Origin of the sequence: Sorangium sp. So ce124 (assembly GCF_051525235.1) — a bacterium.
Lineage (GTDB): Bacteria > Myxococcota_A > Polyangia > Polyangiales > Polyangiaceae > Sorangium > Sorangium atrum.
Window position 1 is genome coordinate 3,543,605 of record NZ_CP150312.1, and the last position, 17,132, is coordinate 3,560,736.

Below are 17,132 nucleotides of genomic sequence, written 5' to 3' on the forward strand. Positions count from 1 at the left end.
CGGCGGGCTCGACTAGGGATAACTGACGGTGATCTCGGCGAGGAACGTCCTGCCGTTCTGCCGGCTCGTGGCCGAGAGGTAGCTCTCCGCGGCCGGGTAGTCGTACCGCGTGTCCATCGCGTTGTAGATGCCGATCACATAGCGGCTGTGGAAGCGCTGGAGCTCCCCGGACACCGTGAGGTCTGCGACGATCGCGCCCGCGGTCTCGTCGGCCGAGCTGCGGGCGATGCGCCGGGGCGCCTCCAGGTTGATCCGGAGCCCGGCGGCGGCGAGCCGCTCCACCACCGGCACGACGCCGCGAAACGACGCCAGGTGCTCCGGCGCGTTGATCAGCCGCTCTCCGCGCCTGAGCTCGCCGCGCTGGTAGCCGTACGTCGCCGCGAGCATCCAGCCTTGCCGCCACTCGCGGCGGAGCTCGACGTCACCCCCCGCCACGAACGCGTCTGGACGGCTGTTCACGTAGCGCACCACGCCGGGCACCCCGGGCCTGTCCTCGGCGGAGATGATCCGGGCCGACAGCTTGCTCGCGTGGACGGCGCCGAGCGCGGTCCAGTCGTCGCCGAGGCGCTGCGAGTACTCGATCTCGGCCGAGGCGATGGACTCCGGCTTGAGCACGAGGCCCCGGGCGGGGTCGACGGCGGGCACCTGCGTCTTGCCGTCGGTGTAGAACTGCTCGGAGATGCTCGGAGCGCGGAAGGCGCGCCCGGCCATGATCTTCAGGACCCCTCCCGGCGCGGGCCGGAGGATGATCGCGGCGCGCGGCACGACGATCGGCGCGAACGTGCTGTAGACGTCGAGGCGCGCGCCCCACGAGAGGCGGACCCACGGGGCGGGCGAGCTGTCGAGGATGAGGTAACCGGCGCCGAAGCGGTACGGCTCGGGCTTCGTGGTCACGCGGCCGTCCCCGAGCACGCTGCCCAGCGTCGCCTCGGGGTGCGCCTGCACCTCGCCGCCGCCGGTGACCCTCAGCCAGGGGAGCGGCGTCCACGCCGCCCTGAGCTCGCCGCCCAGCCAGGTGCCGTGCTGCTGCTCGAAGATCGTCTCCTCCTCGAACGCGTAGACGCCGCGCCAGACGAAGCGGTTCACGTGGGCGCGCGCCATGAGCTGCAGGTCGGGCGCGAGCCGCGGCTCGAAGCGCAGCTCGGCCATCATGTGCGCGTCCTCGTAGCTCGTCCCGAGGTCGTTGAGCCGCGTGCCCACGTAGCCGGTCGGGACGAGCTGCTCGCGCGTGTGGTACATCCACTGCGCCGTGAACGGCCCGTACCAGGCGCGCCCGGACGTGCCGCCGGCCCGGAACGTCTCGGCGCGCTCGGCGATCTGCGCGCGCGGCCCCTCGCCGGGTTCCCGCAGCGACACCGGGACGTCGAACCCGTCGGAGCGCGCCCCGGTGACGCTCGCCCGCACGCCCGCGTCCTTGCGGGCGTTGTAGTGGAACCCGGCGCGCGCGTGGCCCACGCCGTCGTAGTAGGTGCCGGCCGCCACGTGCGCGGCCGTGGGCTCGTCGCGCCCGCGCGGGACGAGGTTGACGATGCCGGAGAGCGCGCCCGTGCCGTAGAGCAGCGAGCCAGGGCCGCGGACGACCTCGATGTGATCCACGTCGTGGAGGTCGTCGCGCGCGTCGGAGCCCACGAACGAGGCGTTCAGCACGTTGTCGTTCGTCGAGTGGCCGTCGGAGAGGACGAGCAGCCGGTTGCCGTAGTCGAGCGGCTCGCCGAGCCCGCGGATCCCGGCCGAGTAGACCACGTGATCGTTCGAGAGGTAGACGCCGCGCGTGCCGCGCAGCGCCTCGGCGATGGTCGGGTACCCGAAGGCGCGCAGCTCCTGCTGGTCGATGACGCTGATGGATGCGGGCGCGTCCTCCAGGCGCTCGAGGACGCGTGAGGCCGACGACACCTCCCGGAGCGGCGCCAGCGTGACGTCGCGCAGCTCCGCCTGCTGGCCGGCCGCCACCTCGATCGTCCGCTCGACGGACGTGAAGCCCCGCAGGCTGACGCGGACGCGGCGCCGGCCCACGGGGACGCCCTGGATCACCGACGGCGTGAAGCCCATGGGGCGGCCGTCGATCTCGACGAGGGCGGCGGGCTCGTCGGCGCGCACGAGGATCGAGCCGGTGAGCGGGCTGAGCGTCGCCGTGATCGGCACCGTCTCGTGCGCGGCGAGCGTCAGCGGCTGCGGCGCCGCCTCGAAGCCCGGGCGCGAGAAATGGAGCACGTGGCGGCCCGGCGGCAGATCGAGATCGCACGGGGCGGTGCAGGCGGGCGGCGCGCCCTCGTGGTCGACGTGCACCGTGGCCTCGCTCGCGCCGCGCACGTCCACCCGCACGGTGCCGACGATGCGGCGGAGCACGATGAGGACCTCCTTGCTCTGCCCGAGCTTCACCGGGACGTCGTCCACGGCCACGGGCTCGTAGCCCGCGAGCTCGACGAGGATCCGGTAGCGCCCCTCGGACATGGCGAGCCGGCGCGGCGCCGTGCCGCGCGCGCCGAGGTCCTTGCGATCGACGTAGATCCTGGCGCCCGGCGGCGACGTGACGATCTGGAGCACGGCCACGCGCGGCGCGATCCGCTGGAGCGCGGCCTGGAGCTCGGCGACGACCTCCGGATCGGTCTCGCCCTCGAGCGCGTCGTCGTAGTACCGGTGCGCGTCGGCGAAGCGGCCCAGCTCCTCGTAGGTGAGCGCGATGTTGAAGACCACGTTGCGGTTCGGCACGAGCCGGTTCGACGCGAGGAAGTGCTCGAGGGCGGCCTGGAACCGCCCCTGCTTGTAGAGATCGCGGCCCAGGTCGAAGTGGAGGTCGGCCTCGTCGGCCTGGCCCTCGCCGTCGGCGCGGGCGGCGGCGGCCTGGAGCAGGGCGCCCGCGAGGAGGGGCACCGCGGCGAGCCTCCACCGGCGAGCGCGCGTGCTCGAGGGCGCTCGACGCATGCCGCTAGCGGTGCTCGCGCAGGCGCGTCGCCTTCGTCGGCGCCGGCTCGCTGCTGGCCGGGTACGGCGACGACGGCGCGAGCACCGCGCGCGGGCGGCCCGCCCTCGCCGAGCCGAGCGGCGTGAGCGCGGCCCCGGCCGTGGCGAACCCGCTCGCCGCGGCGGCCGCCGCGGTCGTGGGCGGCGAGGCGGCCTCGGACGGCGGGAGGGACGAGGGCCCGGGATCCTCGCTCGAGGGCGCAGAAGGCTCGCCCTGCGCCGGCGCGACCTGCGAGGGCGCCTCGCCGGCAGGCGGCGCGCCCGCGGCCGGCGCCGCGCCGCGCCCGAGCCACGCGGTCGCCGCCACGCCCCCGAGGAGCGCGACGAGCGCCGCCGCCGCGATGGGCGCGACCATGCTTCGCCGGCGCCGCTCCTGTGGATCCCCTGCGGCGACGCGCTCGCCCCGCCTGGACGGCGCAGCCGTCGGCGCCAGCGACTCGTCCGGGGGCAACGCGTGCACGGAGGGAGGTCCGGCAGCCGACGTCTGCGCCGGCGGCATCGACGGTGAGGCCGCCGCCGTGAGCGTGAGAGGAGCGACGGACGCCCGCGCGGGCGGCACCGACGGCGAGGCCGTCGCGGTGAGCTTGAGAGGAGCGACGGACACCCGCGCAGGCGGCATCGAGGGCGAGGCCGCCATCGCGGGGGCGGGTGGAGCGACGGACGCCTGCGTGGGCGGCATCGAGGGGGCGCGCTCCTTCGCCTGCTCGCTCAAGCTGTGCCGGGACCCACGCGTGGGGCCGATCGGCCCGGTCAGGGTCTCGGCTTCCTCGTCGATGGCCCGCGGGCGATCCGGCGGAGGCGGCGCGTCGACGGCCTCGTTCCCCATCGCCCTGCGCAGGATGCGCGCCACCGTCTGGCGCGCGGACTCCGACCCGAGCGGCTCGAGCAGCGTGGCGAGCTCGGCGATCGTCTGGGGACGGCGCGCCGGATCCTTCTCGAGGCACATCAGGATGATCCACTCGAGCGCGAGCGGGATCTCCGGCCGGTGGCTGCGCGGCGGCACGGGCACGTCGGTCACGATGCTGACGAACAGCGCCGAGACGGACTCGGTCTCGAACGGCAGCCGCCCTGTCAGGAGCTGATAGAGCGTCATGCCGAGCGCCCAGATGTCGCTGCGGGCGTCCACCGTGCGGGTGCTGCGGATGTGCTCCGGCGACATGTAGCGGGGAGAGCCGAGCACCACGGCGGATGCGGTCAGCTGGGCGTTCAAGCCGAGCACGCCCTCCTCGGACGCCTTCGAGATGCCGAAGTCGAGCACCTTGATCAGGGTCGAGCCGTCCTTGCGGCTCGCGAGGAAGAGGTTGCCCGGCTTGAGGTCGCGGTGGACGATCCCGAGCGAGTGCGCCTCGGCGAGCGCCTCGCAGGCCTCGATCACGTAGCTGACCGCGTGCTCCACGGGCAGCGGGCCCCGCGATTCGAGCAGCGCCTCCAGATCGATGCCATTCAGGTACTCCATCACGAAATAGGGCAGATCGTCGTCGGTCTGCCCCACGTCGATGACGCGGGCGATGTGCTCGCTGGCGATCGCCGCCGCGGCCTGCGCCTCTCGGAAGAAGCGCTCCGTGGCGCCGGGCGTCGTGCGCCCCTCGGGCAGCAGGAACTTCAGCGCGACGCGATGGCGCAGCGAGAGGTGGTGCGCCGCGACGACGATCCCCATGCCGCCGCGGCCGAGCACCCGCTCGACGCGGTACTTGCCGCCGACGACATCCCCGACGCGCGGAATCCTGCGCCATGAAGCCGATTCCGCCGCGTCCGAGCCTGCGTGGGCCATCGGCCGTCAGTATACACCAGCACCTCTGGGACCCGGCAGAATCTCGGCCGCCTGCCGGCGCCGTGTGCGATACGCCCGCTTCCAGCCCCACCCGCTCTGTCGGGCGGCGATCGTGGCGGGGTGTGGCGTCGCGCGCTCTCAGCAGCGGCTGCGCGGCGAGCGGTGGTGGACGGGGGGCGAGGGGCGCGCGAGCCGGCGGGGCCGGCCGACAACCGCCGAGCGGGCTCCGACGTTGCGCACTGCGTGGTGGTTCGTCTTCCGTGGATGACGCGCATTGCTATGCTGGCCACCGATCCCTCAGCGAGGTCTCATCGTGAATGAATTCACTGCGATAGGCGCGATAGGCCCCCTCCTCGGCGGCGTGCTCATCGGCCTGGGCGCGTCTCTCCTCCTGCTCTTCAACGGGAGGGTCGCTGGCATCAGCGGCGTCTTCGGAGGGCTCCTCTTCCGGAAGCCTGGCGATACCGCCTGGCGCGCGGCGTTCGTCGGGGGCCTCCTCCTCGGCGGTCTCGCGCTCGTCGCCGCGCACCCGCGCGCCTTCCCTCCGGCGGGCGGCGGCGGCTCGCTCGGCCTCGTGATCGTCGCCGGCTTGCTCGTCGGGTGCGGCGCGCGGCTCGGCAGCGGGTGCACGAGCGGCCATGGAGTCTGCGGCCTCAGCCGCCTTTCGGTCCGGTCTCTCGTCGCCACGGTGACGTTCATGGCGACCGCGGCCATCACGGTGTACGTCAGCCGGCACCTGCTCGGGGCAGCGCGATGAGGCAGGGCGCGGCCGCATTCCTGGCCGGCTTGCTGTTCGCCGTGGGGCTCGGCGTCTCCGGCATGACGCAGCCGTCCAGGGTCATCGCCTTCCTCGACGTGGCCGGCGACTGGGACCCGAGCCTCGCGTTCGTGATGGCCGGCGCGGTATCCGTCCACTTCCTGGCCTACCGCGTCCTTCGCCGGCGGCGGCGCGGGGGCAGCGCCGATGCGCCCGGCCTTGCCCGCGCGCCGAGGTTTCCCCTCCTGGCCGATCGGGCGGCCGTCCCGACCCGCGCCGACATCGACGCGCGACTCGTCGCCGGTGCCGGGCTCTTCGGTGTCGGCTGGGGTCTCGCCGGGTACTGCCCGGGGCCGGCGCTCGTCTCGCTGGCGACCGGATCGAGCGCCGTCCTCGCGTTCGTCGCGGCGATGGCCGCCGGCATGGCGATCGAGCGTTTCGCCACGGCCAGGGCGAGGGGCGAAACGAGCGAGCAGACGATGGAATGAACGGCAAGTGAAACAACGCGCGTGACGGGCGGAGCGACGCACACCGCGCGGAACGCCGGACGAAACATCGCGTGTCGCGCCGGACGGAACATCGTATGTTGCGCCCGGCGCCGAGCATCACGGGCGTGCCGCGGGCCGATCGGCCTCTGCGGGCCAGAGCAGGCGGCGGGCGTTGTCGCGGTAGATCTTCTGCAGCGCGGGCGCGGGCAACTGGATGCCGTAGATCCTCCAGAACCCCTGGCGGCCGTTCGCTGCCTCGGTGTCGAAGTAGTCGTCCTCGGTCTCGAGGAAGCGCGCGTAGACCTCGTAGCCTGCGGTCTTTGCGCTCTTGAGGTCGGTGCCGAAGAGCACGCGGTCCTGGTAGCGGACGAAGAAGCGGTGTGCCGCGCGCGGCTGCCGGCCCAGCTCGCTGATGCTGGCCGACATGTCGACGTTGAAATTGGGGAAGCGATCGAGCCAGCCCGCGAGCTGCTTCAGGTCTTCGGACGAGCTGCCCATGTGCGCGCCCACGAAGGTGACGTCGGGGTGGCGTTCGAGCACGCGGTTGCGCTCCTCGAAGAGCTGCGCCCGCGTGGGAAAGCGCGTCCGGTCTGCGAACGACCAGCCCGGGAACTCGCGCAGCTCGTGCCAGCGCTCGTTCTTCGCGTCCAGCGGGACGAAGAACGCCGCCGGGTCGGCCACGTGCCAGAGCACGGGCCTGCGGTAGCGCGCGCACGTGCGCCAGACCGGCTCGAGCTCCGGGCTGTCGAGCGCGACGCGCCGGCCCTCGGGCGTGCGCACCGTGAGCCCGAGCTCCTTGAAGATCTTGAGCCCCTTGGCCCCGGCCTCGAAGTCGGTCGCGAGCTGAGCGGCCACGCGCTCGCCCCACCCCGGCGCGCCCACGAGCGTGAGGTCGAGGTTGGCAAAGGTCAGGAAGCGCCCTGGATATGCGCGGTCGAAGCGCTCGAGCTCGCGCACCAGGCGCTTGCCCGAGAAGCCATCGAGGTTGACGATGGTCTCGACGTGAAACGCGTCCATGCGCGCGACCTCGGCCGCCACGTCCACGACCCGGCGCAGGTGCGTGTGGACATCGATGGCGGGCACGGCCAGGTGGGTGATCGCGGTGCGCTCGAGCGCCAGAAGCGGTGTGGGCTGCCAGTCCGCGAGCCGCAGCGCCGCGATGTCGGCGGGCTGCGACGGCGCCGGGCCGTGAGCGCACGCGGCTGGCAGGAGGAGAACGAGGAGGACCGCTGCGATATGCGCGCGGGACATGAGGTGACCTCTGGACGCGAGCATGACCGAGCATAGCGCGCAGGAGGCCGCGCTCGTCGAGGAACGCCTCGGGGCAGATCACCGAATTGGCATGATAGGCTGCGGGGCGCAGGCGGAACGGAAGGAGGCAATGTGCTTCGACTTCACCTGGCTCTTGGTTGCGCGGTTTTCATGGTTGCAGCGTGCGGCAACGATGTGCACGAGGCGGGCGCGCCGGGGGGTGCTGCCGGCAATGGCTCTGGCGCTGCCGGTGCCGGCGGATCCGTCGCGAACAGCGGCGAGGGCGGCCACGGCGGCACCGGCGCCGGCGGCGACCCGGGCGGCACCGGGGGCGGTGTCGGGGGCGGGGGCGGGGATGGTGCGGCCGACCCGTGTGGGGGAGCGTTGCCGATCACGTGTGGCGATCGTTTGAATCACAGCACGACGAGCCAGGGGCGCGCGAATGTGTGGACGGGCTACGGCCGGACCGCTCGTGCCGAGTCCGGGCGTGAGACGGTCTATGCCTTCTCCTCGACGACCGAGTGCATGGTGATCGCAAAGCTCGAGAACCTCGCGACGGATCTGGACCTGCTGCTGCTTTCCGCCTGCGACCCCATCCGGTCGAACGAGATGGCTTCCTCGACCCCGCAGGATCTACAGACCGTCGAGACCGTGAGCTGGACGAGCGCGCCAGGCCAGACATCCTACCTGGTGGTGGACGGCTACGCCGGGGCCGAAGGCAGCTACACCATCTCGATCGACTGCACGTGTCGATGAGTTGACCGCTCGAATCGCGCCGGTTACCAGAGGCCCAGCGCGCGTGTGAAGCGCGTTCGAGCATGTCGCGAACTCGCCTGCCCCTGTCGGTTGGGGCACGGTGCGCTTGTCGTACCATGAAGGCCCCCCTGCCTGCTCCTCACGGCGCTCCTCGCTGGCGCCTGCGGAGGTGCCGAGGAGGCCCGAGAACGACTGCTCACGTGGGCGGGTCCGTGCGATAAGCGAGGCATGCCCGCCGCCCTCGCTGCGCTCGAGTCCGCCCTCGCCACCGGCTCCCTCGAGGCGTGGTTGGCGGAGCTGCGCGACGAGGCGGTTCGATCGCAGATCCGTCGCGCGCTGGACGCCGATCGCAGGCTGTGGACGCAGTACCCCGATTCGCTGGGGAGCTGCCTGTTGGCGCGGACGTTCGGCGTCAAGGCGCTGGCATCGCTACACCAAGCGTGGGCGAAGGAGCTCGCGGCGCGCGGGCGGCCGTGGATTCGCCCGCTGCGCGGACTGCCGATGCACGACGGTCTGCTCGCCGAGCTGTACCCTGACGAGAAGCTGTCGCTCGCCGGGCTGCAGGTGCCGCGCTTCGCGTCGGAGGACGAGGTGGTGCTGACGGCGAGGCGGCTGCACCCGAACGCGCAGCCGCCCGAGGAGCGCCGGCGGGAGCGTCTGCGCTGGCGCTGGACCGAGAGCCGCGCCGTGATCGAGCCGGAGCCGCCGGACGACGCGGCCGCGCCGGCGTATCCGCGGTTCGTGACGGACGGGTGGGGGCCGGCGTATCTGGTCCGGTCGGAAGGCGCGCTGCGGGTGGCATTGCCGTGCCCGGAGGAGGGCAGCGCGCACGCGCAGCTCTCGGCCGACGGCTCGCGCCTGATCGTGTACGGGACGCTCGACGAATACGCCGGAGGATTCGTGTACGTCGTCGATCCCGAGACGCTGGCCGTCGAGCGGCAGCTCGCAACCGATTCGCCGGTCTCCGATGTCACCGATAGCGGCGGGCAGATGGTGGTATCGACGTACCGCAGCGGGACGATCGGGTGGATCGACGGCCGCGCACACGTGCTGCCGATCGGCGGCCATGCGATCTGCCTGTCGCCGAGTGGCAAACACGTGGCCACGGTCGGGGCGGCGCTGCGGATCTGGTCACTGGCGGAGCTCGTGCGTCAGAGGACGCGGCCGCCGCTGCCAGGGTTCCCGCCGCGCTTCGATCCGAGCGGCGAGCGGCTGCTGTGCGACCGGGAGCTGCTCGACGGTCGCACCGGGCGGCGGATCGCGCGGCTCAGTCCAGAGCTGGAACCGTATCTGGAGGGCGGGCCGGCGCAGCCGTGGCTGCACTTCGGGACACGTCACCTGATTTGCACGCACGGCGGATTGCAGCTGTGGGACGCGCGCAGCGGGGAGCCGCTGGTGATGGAGGAGCCGCTCGGCTTTCCGCACTGGTACACGCTGGCGTACGACCGCGAGGGGTCGCGCCTGGCGGCGCTGCGCCAGGAAGAGACGACGGTGGCGCTGCACGAGCTCCCGCACGGGCGTTGCATCCGCACGGTGGCGTTCGAGCTCGCCGGCTGGGCGCTGGGGATGGCCGAGGACGCGAGCCTGCTCGCGGTGCAGCAGGGCGGGCAGATCGAGGTCCGCACCGAAGACGGCGCGATGGTGCGGCGCTGCGGCCGGGCGACGGCATCGGGCCGGCGGCCGCGGTTCTCCGAGCCGGCGCCGCGGTTCTCGCTCGACGGCAGGCGCGTCGCCGCGCGCGTGGGCGCCAAGGAGTGGCGGATCTGGACGCTCGCGAGCGGTGAGGAGGAGCGCGTCGAGGGCAGCCTGGAGGAGGTCGCCGACTTCGCGGCGCCGGAGCCCGCCGATTGGGCGCTGGAAGTCGGCACGATGTCGGTGTTCACCCACGGGCCGAGCGGCACCAAGATCGCGCTGCCAGTGATAGGCGGGTGGGTGTGCAATCCGGCCGATCCGCGGATCGCCGTTTGCGACGAGCTGCTCGTCGAGCTGCGGGCCGGTGGTTCACCAAGTGGACCACAAAGTCGTTGAATCTGCGGCGGGATGTCCGCGGGACAGCTCAAAGTTCGAGGCAAACCTTCCCGAAGCGCCTTTGGAATTCGTAGTATCTGAAGGCGTCGGCGATTCCATGCAGCGGAAATGAGCGGTCGATCGCGGGCTTCAAACGATTGGCCTCTATCGCCCGGATCATGTCCTCCTGGTCTGCCCTGCTGCCAATGGAGATCCCGCTGATGCGAATCTGGTTTGAAAACAGGGTCGGGATCGACACCTCTGCCACAAACCCGGTCAAGAGGCCGATCAAGGCGATGTGCCCGCCTGTCCTGCAGGCTGCGATCGACTGCGCCAGGGTGGCGGGCCCGCCGACCTCGATCACATGATCGACACCGCGTCCGTCGGTCCAGTCCCTGGCCTGCCGACCCCAGTCCGGCATGGCCTTGTGGTTGATGACCGCATCGGCCCCGAGTCGTTTGAGCTTCTCCAGCTTCTCCTCGGACGAAGAGGTCGCGATGACCAGTGCGCCTGCGGCTTTCGCGAACTGCAGCGCGAAGAGCGACACCGCGCCCGTGCCAAGGACCAGCACGGTGTCCCCGGGCCTCACCCGGCCGGCCACCACCAGGCCTCGCCAGGCAGTGACACCCGCGCAGGGGAGCGTCGCCGCTTCGACAGGCGTGTAGCCGGTCGGTGCTTTCGTGAAGGCGTGCGCCGGCATGCACGCATACTCGCGGGCATAGCCGTCCACCATCTCTCCCGGTATGTCCCGCTTGGCCGTCGGCGTCGGTTCGCCTGCCAGCCAGTGCGGATAGAAGGTGCTGACGACCGTTTGCCCGGGATGGAATTCATCGACACCGGCGCCGACCTCGATCACCTCTCCAGCGCCATCGGTCATCGGGATGCGGTCATCGGCGCATGGGATCTTTCCCAGCACCACCATGTGATCATGGAAGTTCAGCGAGCTCGCCCGGACCCTGATCAGCAATTCGCCCGGCCCCGGCTCGGGACGATCTTCTTCGACCAGGTGGAGCTGGTGTAAGCCTCCTGGCGCTCGCAACCGGATCGATCTCACGAAACACCTTTTGCCGAACGGGCGAGCGCCTGCTCGCTCTCCGTCTTGGCTTCGCCGACGTTGGGCTGTCCTTTTCCGGTAGTGATCAAGGCGTACAGGCTGTTGATGTAGGTGCGCCACCCGTCCTTGCAGACCTCGTAGCACTCGTACTCGGGCACCAGCCCAACGTGGGTGAACTTCACTTCGGTCTTGTTGCCTCTCCTGGCGATCTCGAACACCATGTCGGTGCCCTTCCACTCCGTTTCGTCTTTGGTGAAGCTGAAGTGATTGTCGAGAACGGTCCAGACGACCTTCTCGCCCGCGACGAGGCCCTTGACCTCGATATCGCACCGGTGCAGGTTCAGCACGCGGTGCGTGAATCGGGCTCCGATTCTATGGGCTTCGCCTTCGATGCCTTCAGACCACCACGCGCGCACATTGTTGATGGCGGCGAATACCTCGGCTGGCTTCTGGGGGACCGTGAAAGTGGTCGTGTAGTTGCGGTCAGTCATGGCTCTCTCCATGGGTTGGTGGTCAACGAGGTAGGAGAGGTCTCTAGCAGGCAGCCGCGAAAGCGGAGAGTAACAAGTGTGTCGTGAATCCGCGAAGGGTGGAGCCGGCCTCCCGGCATGGCGCAATTGCGGATGGCGTGACAAAGCGGTCGCCGCCCGTCGTCGGCGAGCGATGGCGCGTCGCGGGGGGGGCAACGTGGTGTCGGGAGGGACCGGCCGATGGCGAGGCCGACCGAGGACGTCTCGGCGATTTCGGGGGTCGCGTCGAGCCGGCTCGGTCAGCTATAGATGTCCCGGAGGAGGAGCGCATGGTCGGGATGGGGAGGGAGATCTGCGGCGATCTGGGGATCGCCGAAGAGCGCGAGTGGCTCGTCACCAACGGCATCGGCGGCTATGGCTCCGGGACGGTGGCCGGCTCGCTCACGCGCGGCTACCATGGGCTCCTCGTCGCTGCCCTCCGGCCGCCCGTCGATCGGCGGCTGATGCTGGTCAAGCTCGACGAGACCGTCACGTACGGCGGCGCGGCCTGGGACCTCGCGACCAACCGCTGGGCGAGCGGCGCCGTCGCGCCGAGCGGCTTCGTCAACATCGAGCACTTCGCGCTCGACGGCTCGATCCCTTGCTGGCGCTACGCCTGCGCCGACGCGCTGCTCGAAAAGCGCATCTGGATGGAGCACGGCCAGAACACCACCTACATCGCTTACACCGCGCTCCGGGCCCGCGAGCCGTTGCGCTTCACCGCGCGCGCCATCGCCAACAACCGCGTCTTCCACAACACCGGCACCGTCGCGTGGCCGGCCGGGGTCAGCGCCGCTTCGGGCGGCGTCCGCGTCGTCACGGCCGGCGACGCGCTGCCGCTGTTCCTCAAGCTGGAAGGCGGCGCGGCCACCCCCGCGACGGAGCTCTACCGCGGCTTCGCGCTCCCGTCCGAGACGGCGCGCGGGCTCCTCGATCGCGACGACCACATCCACGTCGCGACCTTCGAGACGACCCTCCTGCCCGGGGAGACGGTGGTGTTCCTCGCCGCCGCCGGAGACGGCACCACCGCTGTCGATCCGGAGGCCCTCGCGCGCCGCCGCGCGCGCGATCGTGCCCTCCTCGCTGCGTGGAGCGGGGCGAGGCCGTCGGGCGCGGCCGCCGCCCCGGAGTGGATCTCACAGCTCGTCCTCGCCGCCGACCAGTTCGTCGTGGACCGCGCGCAGAGCCCCGGTAAGAGCCCCGGCGGCAGCCCCGGTAAGAGCCCCGGCGGCAGCCCCGGCAAGAGCATCATCGCCGGGTATCCCTGGTTCGAGGACTGGGGCCGCGACACGATGATCAGCCTCCCCGGGCTCGCGCTCTCGACAGGACAGGCGAGCATCGCCGCGCCGATCCTCCGCACGTTCGCCGCCTTCGTGGATCAGGGGATGCTGCCCAACCGGTTCCCCGACGCCGCCACGGTCCCTGAATACAACACGATGGACGCCACCCTCTGGTACTTCCAGGCCATCCGCGCCTGTCACGAGGCGACCGGCGACGACGGGCTCCTGCGCGATCTGTTCCCGGTGCTGCGGGACATCGTCGACTGGCATATCAAGGGCACGCGTTATGGGATCCAGGTCGACCCGGGCGATGGTCTGCTCCGCGGCGGGCAGGAAGGCGTCCAGCTCACCTGGATGGACGCCAAGGTCGGTGATCGCGTGATCACGCCGCGCATCGGCAAGCCGGTCGAGATCAACGCCCTCTGGTACAACGCGCTGCGGGCGATGGTCGCCTTCGCCGCCCGCCTCGGCGAGCCCGCCGAGCCCTATCAGGGGATGGCGGCGAGGGCCCTCGCGTCCTTCGAGCGCTTCTGGAACGCCGCCGCGGACTACTGCTACGACGTCCTCGACGGGCCCTCCGGCGCCGAGGCGGCGCTCCGGCCGAACCAGCTCTTCGCCGTGTCGCTCCCCGAGAGCCCGCTCTCCCCCGAGCGACAGCGCGCCGTTGTCGACGCGTGCGCGCGGGCGCTCCTGACCTCGTACGGGCTGCGCTCGCTCGCCCCGTCGGAGCCGGCCTATCAGGGGGTCTGCTTCGGCGATCAGGAGCGCCGCGACGCCGCTTACCACCAGGGCACTGTATGGGCGTGGCTCATCGGCCCGTTCATCGAGGCGCACCTCCGCGTCTACCGCGATCCCGACGCAGCCCGCCGGCTGCTCGCGCCGATGGGCGATCACATCAACGCCGCCGGCCTCGGCTCGATCAGCGAGATCTTCGATGGTGACGCCCCCTTCGTGCCGCGCGGCTGCATCGCCCAGGCGTGGAGCGTCGGCGAGGCGCTCCGCGCCTTCACGCTCCTCGACCAGGCGGCGTCGCCCGTCAAGGCGCCCGCTTGACGCGACGACGCCGGCGCGGGGCTCGACGCCGGTGAGATCCAGATCAGCCGCCCTTGCACACGTCGGCGCAGGTGCCCGTCGCATCAGCACACGCGAAGGACGCGCAGTCCGAATCGGCGGAGCAGGGCGCGCCGGCGGCGCCGAGCGGCGTACACGTGGCGCCATCGCACGCCGCGCCGGCCGCGCAGTCGTCGTCCGACGCGCATGCACCGCCCGCCTGCTCGCGCGCCTGGCACGTCCCGTCCTCGCCGCAGCGAAGCTCGTCCTGGCAGTCGAGGCTTCCCTTGCACGATTCGCCCATGGCGAGCCGTGGCGCGCACGTCCCCGCGTCGGGCGCCGAGGGCTGGTCGCACCGGAGCCCGTCGTCGCAGTCGAACCTCGACGAGCATGGCTCTCCGGCCACCGCCTTCGCTCTGCACGCCGACGTCGACTGTCCGCTCGCGTCGACGGTGTGCAAGCAGCGGTCCCGGGCGCAGTCCCAGTTGTTGCCGCACGTCCCGCCCTCGGGCACGGAGCCGTCCCACGCATCGGGGCAGGACGGCGTGAACTTGGCGTTCACCCCCAAGAGCACGCTCACGATTTGAATTTCGGCGCAGGGGGCCGCGTCCACCTCGGCGAGGCACGCCTCCGCCTTCTCCGGGACGAAGGTGCCCTTCACCTCGCCTCCGTCGCTGACGGCAACGAGGATCGCCTCGAGCTCCGAGGCGCACGCGTCGGCGGAGCTCGCGTCCAGGTCGTGCGCAGCGCGGGTCGCCGCGTCGCAGCACGCGAAGGTGCGGTCGCAGAGGGCCTTCGCATAGCTGGAGAGGAAATCGCTGCCTGCCCGCGCCTCGTCATCCCCGCATCCGGGCACGGCGGACATCGCGACGGGGACGGCCGACAGGAGCGTCGCGAACAAGACAGGTCGCTGTATGCGCATGAGAACCTCCTCGGTTCGATCGTAGATGGATCGCCGGAGCCAAACCACCGTGAGCATCATGACGAGCTTCGGGATCTCCTCGCCGGTGGGGGTCGAGACGGCTGGCCGTTCCACGAGACCGAGCCGAGCCAGCGCCGGGCGAGCTGGGCTGTTGCGCCCCTTCAGTCGTCGTCCGCTCCTCCGTGCCGCTCGCTTCCGCGCGCGGGCGAAAGCCGCCCATCGCGGAGCTCTTCCAGCACCTCCGCGAGGCTCGTCGCGACGTCGGCGAGCGCCGCGTTCACGCGGTCCGCGTGTGTCCTGAAGCTCAGGATGCACATCCGCAGCAGGAACCGCCCCCCGGCCACCACCCCCGTGAGCAGCACCCGCTGCTTCGCGTTCACCCGCGCGAGGAGGCGCCGGTTCAACGCGTCGAGCGCCGGCCCGTCGTCGACGCCGGGCGGGCGCGCCCTGAAGGCGAGGAGCGACAGCTCGGGCTCCGCCACGACCTCGATGTGCGCCATCTGCCGGAGCGCGTCGGCCGCGCCGCGGGCGAGCGTGAGCTTCTCGTCGAGCTCGGCCCGGAAGACGGAGGCCCCATGCATCTTGAGCGGCAGCCACACCCGCATCCCGCGCGCGTCGCGCGACAGCTCGGGGCTGATCGCGCAGAAATCCACGAGGTCGTCCTCTGCCTGCATCGGCGGCATGTACGACGCGGAGAGCGCGTGCGCGCGCCGCAGCGCCTCGCGATCGCGCACCGCGAGGCAGCCCGTCCCGTACGGCAAGAAGAGGCTCTTGTGCGGGTCCAGCGTCACCGAGTCGGCGCGCTCGATCCCCCGCATCGCCGCGCGCCCTCGCTCGGTGAGCGCGAAGAAGCCGCCGTACGCCGCGTCGACGTGCAGCCAGAGGCGCTCGGCCTCGGCGAGATCGGCGAGGGCGGGCAGATCGTCGATCGCGCCGGTGCCCGTCGTGCCCGCCGAGGCGACGAGGAGGAAAGGGGAGAGGCCGCGCGCCCGGTCGCGCGCGACAGCCTCCGCCGCCGCGCCGGGCCGCATGCGGAAGCGCCCGTCCACCGGGATCTCGCGCACGGCCTCCGGCGGAAAGCCGGCGAGGAGCGCGGCCTTCGTCACCGAGTGGTGCGCCTCCTCCGAGGCATAGAGGGTCCCTCGCAGGAAGTCCGGCGGGAGGCGCTCGCGGCGCGCGGTGATCACCGCGACCAGGTTCGCGAGCGAGCCGCCCGTCGTGAGGATCCCCCCCGAACCCTCGGGCAGGCCGAGCATGGCGCAGAACCAGGCGATCACGTTCGCCTCGATCTGCACGAGCAGGGGGGCGGCCTGGAAGACGCCCACATACCTGTTCACCGCGTCCGCGATCAGATCGGCCACGGCCGCGTGAAAGAGCCCGCCGCCCGGGATGTACCCCATGTAACCGGGGGACGCCGTGTTCAGGCTCATCGGGATGAGCTTGCCGAAGAGCTTCCGGAGGAGCTTTTCATAAGGCACGCCGCGCTCCGGCAGCGGCTCGCGGAGCGAGCGCGCGACCCGCTTACCTCCCCGCGTCGCGTGCATCGGCTGCTCCGGCAGGCTCTCGATGTGCTGGACGATGCGGTCCATCGCGAGCTCGACCATCTCGCGCATGGCGTCGCCCGGCAGCTCGAGCGGGTGGGGGCCTGACGGCGGGCGTTTCGGGCGGGCCAACGCGCGGCATCCTACGTCATCGCGCGCTCCACGGCGCGCGGCGTTCCGGGCGAAAAACGTCGCGAAAACGGCCAGAGACGTCCAGCGAGACGGGCCGCCTCGTCACGGGGGCGCCGGCCTGCGATCGACGCCGAGCCGGGTCCTCCGCGAGCTCGCCGGAGCGTCACGCGCGTCCGTACCCTCGCTGTCCGTGCACCACCACGGCGCGCATCTCGCGCTCGGCGTCTTGCTCCTTGATGGTCTCGCGCTTGTCGTGGCTCTTCTTCCCCCGCGCCAGCGCGATCTCGACCTTGGCAAGACCGCTCTTGAAGTAGAGCCGGGTGGCGACGGCGGTCATGCCCTCGCGGGCGATCGAGAGATCGATGCGCTCGATCTCGCGCCGGTGAAGGAGGAGCTTGCGCGCGCCCTTCGGCACGTGGCCGAAGGCGGCGCTGGCCATCGCGGCGATGCTCACGCCGTGCAGGAACACCTCGCCCCGGAGGACCGTGCAGAACGAGTCGGTCAAGTCGGCCTTGCCGGCGCGAAGCATCTTCACCTCGCTCCCCTTGAGGACGATCCCCGCCTCGAACCGGTCTCCGAGGTCGTAATTGAAGCCCGCGCGCTTGTTGCGCGCGATGAGCGTCTCGCCCGGCCTGGCCTTCTCCTTCGGCATC

At 71.6% G+C, this 17,132-nt stretch carries 13 protein-coding genes; 5 read left to right on the plus strand and 8 right to left on the minus strand.

The window, feature by feature from the left end; translation table 11 throughout:
• Positions 1-12: 12 nt before the first annotated feature.
• On the minus strand, positions 13-2,871 hold the full coding sequence (locus WMF19_RS13535; protein WP_437899477.1) for a TonB-dependent receptor domain-containing protein: 2,859 nt from the start codon (positions 2,869-2,871) through the stop codon (positions 13-15).
• Positions 2,872-2,926: 55 nt separating this feature from the next.
• On the minus strand, positions 2,927-4,732 hold the full coding sequence (locus WMF19_RS13540) for a protein kinase domain-containing protein (protein ID WP_437899478.1): 1,806 nt from the start codon (positions 4,730-4,732) through the stop codon (positions 2,927-2,929).
• A gap of 313 nt (positions 4,733-5,045) precedes the next feature.
• On the opposite strand from WMF19_RS13540, the gene WMF19_RS13545 reads away from it, so the two are divergent.
• Complete coding sequence (locus WMF19_RS13545; protein WP_437899479.1) at positions 5,046-5,489, plus strand: YeeE/YedE family protein; 444 nt, start codon at positions 5,046-5,048, stop codon at positions 5,487-5,489.
• Positions 5,486-5,977, plus strand: coding sequence for a DUF6691 family protein (locus WMF19_RS13550; protein WP_437899480.1), 492 nt, complete (start codon positions 5,486-5,488; stop codon positions 5,975-5,977). Before WMF19_RS13545 ends, WMF19_RS13550 begins: the two co-directional genes overlap by 4 nt.
• 117 nt (positions 5,978-6,094) lie before the next feature.
• Here WMF19_RS13550 and WMF19_RS13555 read toward each other — a convergent pair whose 3' ends face one another.
• Positions 6,095-7,228: an amidohydrolase family protein gene (locus WMF19_RS13555; RefSeq protein ID WP_437899481.1), complete on the minus strand. Its 1,134-nt coding sequence runs from the start codon at positions 7,226-7,228 to the stop codon at positions 6,095-6,097.
• A 171-nt stretch (positions 7,229-7,399) separates the two neighbouring features.
• Here WMF19_RS13555 and WMF19_RS13560 point away from each other — a divergent pair, with 171 nt between their 5' ends.
• Complete coding sequence (locus tag WMF19_RS13560; RefSeq protein WP_437899482.1) at positions 7,400-7,984, plus strand: hypothetical protein; 585 nt, start codon at positions 7,400-7,402, stop codon at positions 7,982-7,984.
• A gap of 228 nt (positions 7,985-8,212) precedes the next feature.
• Positions 8,213-10,012, plus strand: a complete 1,800-nt coding sequence (locus WMF19_RS13565) for a hypothetical protein (RefSeq protein WP_437899483.1) — start codon at positions 8,213-8,215, stop codon at positions 10,010-10,012.
• A 28-nt stretch (positions 10,013-10,040) separates the two neighbouring features.
• On the opposite strand, the gene WMF19_RS13570 is transcribed toward WMF19_RS13565, so the two are convergent.
• Positions 10,041-11,045: a zinc-dependent alcohol dehydrogenase family protein gene (locus WMF19_RS13570; protein WP_437899484.1), complete on the minus strand. Its 1,005-nt coding sequence runs from the start codon at positions 11,043-11,045 to the stop codon at positions 10,041-10,043.
• Positions 11,042-11,536 (minus strand): SRPBCC family protein, encoded by a 495-nt coding sequence (locus tag WMF19_RS13575; RefSeq protein ID WP_437899485.1) that lies wholly within the window; start codon positions 11,534-11,536, stop codon positions 11,042-11,044. Before WMF19_RS13575 ends, WMF19_RS13570 begins: the two co-directional genes overlap by 4 nt.
• A gap of 308 nt (positions 11,537-11,844) precedes the next feature.
• Between WMF19_RS13575 and WMF19_RS13580 the strand changes: the two genes are divergently transcribed.
• Positions 11,845-13,887, plus strand: a complete 2,043-nt coding sequence (locus WMF19_RS13580) for an amylo-alpha-1,6-glucosidase (RefSeq protein ID WP_437899486.1) — start codon at positions 11,845-11,847, stop codon at positions 13,885-13,887.
• Between the two features lie 43 nt (positions 13,888-13,930).
• Here the strand turns inward: WMF19_RS13580 and WMF19_RS13585 are convergent, their stop codons facing one another.
• From WMF19_RS13585 to smpB, 3 genes are all read right to left on the minus strand, one after another.
• Complete coding sequence (locus tag WMF19_RS13585) at positions 13,931-14,806, minus strand: hypothetical protein (protein ID WP_437899487.1); 876 nt, start codon at positions 14,804-14,806, stop codon at positions 13,931-13,933.
• 161 nt (positions 14,807-14,967) lie between these two features.
• Positions 14,968-16,479, minus strand: a complete 1,512-nt coding sequence (locus WMF19_RS13590; RefSeq protein WP_437899489.1) for a pyridoxal phosphate-dependent decarboxylase family protein — start codon at positions 16,477-16,479, stop codon at positions 14,968-14,970.
• A gap of 163 nt (positions 16,480-16,642) precedes the next feature.
• Complete coding sequence (gene smpB / locus WMF19_RS13595) at positions 16,643-17,131, minus strand: SsrA-binding protein SmpB (protein WP_012234932.1); 489 nt, start codon at positions 17,129-17,131, stop codon at positions 16,643-16,645.
• Between the last annotated feature and the right edge of the window lies 1 nt (position 17,132).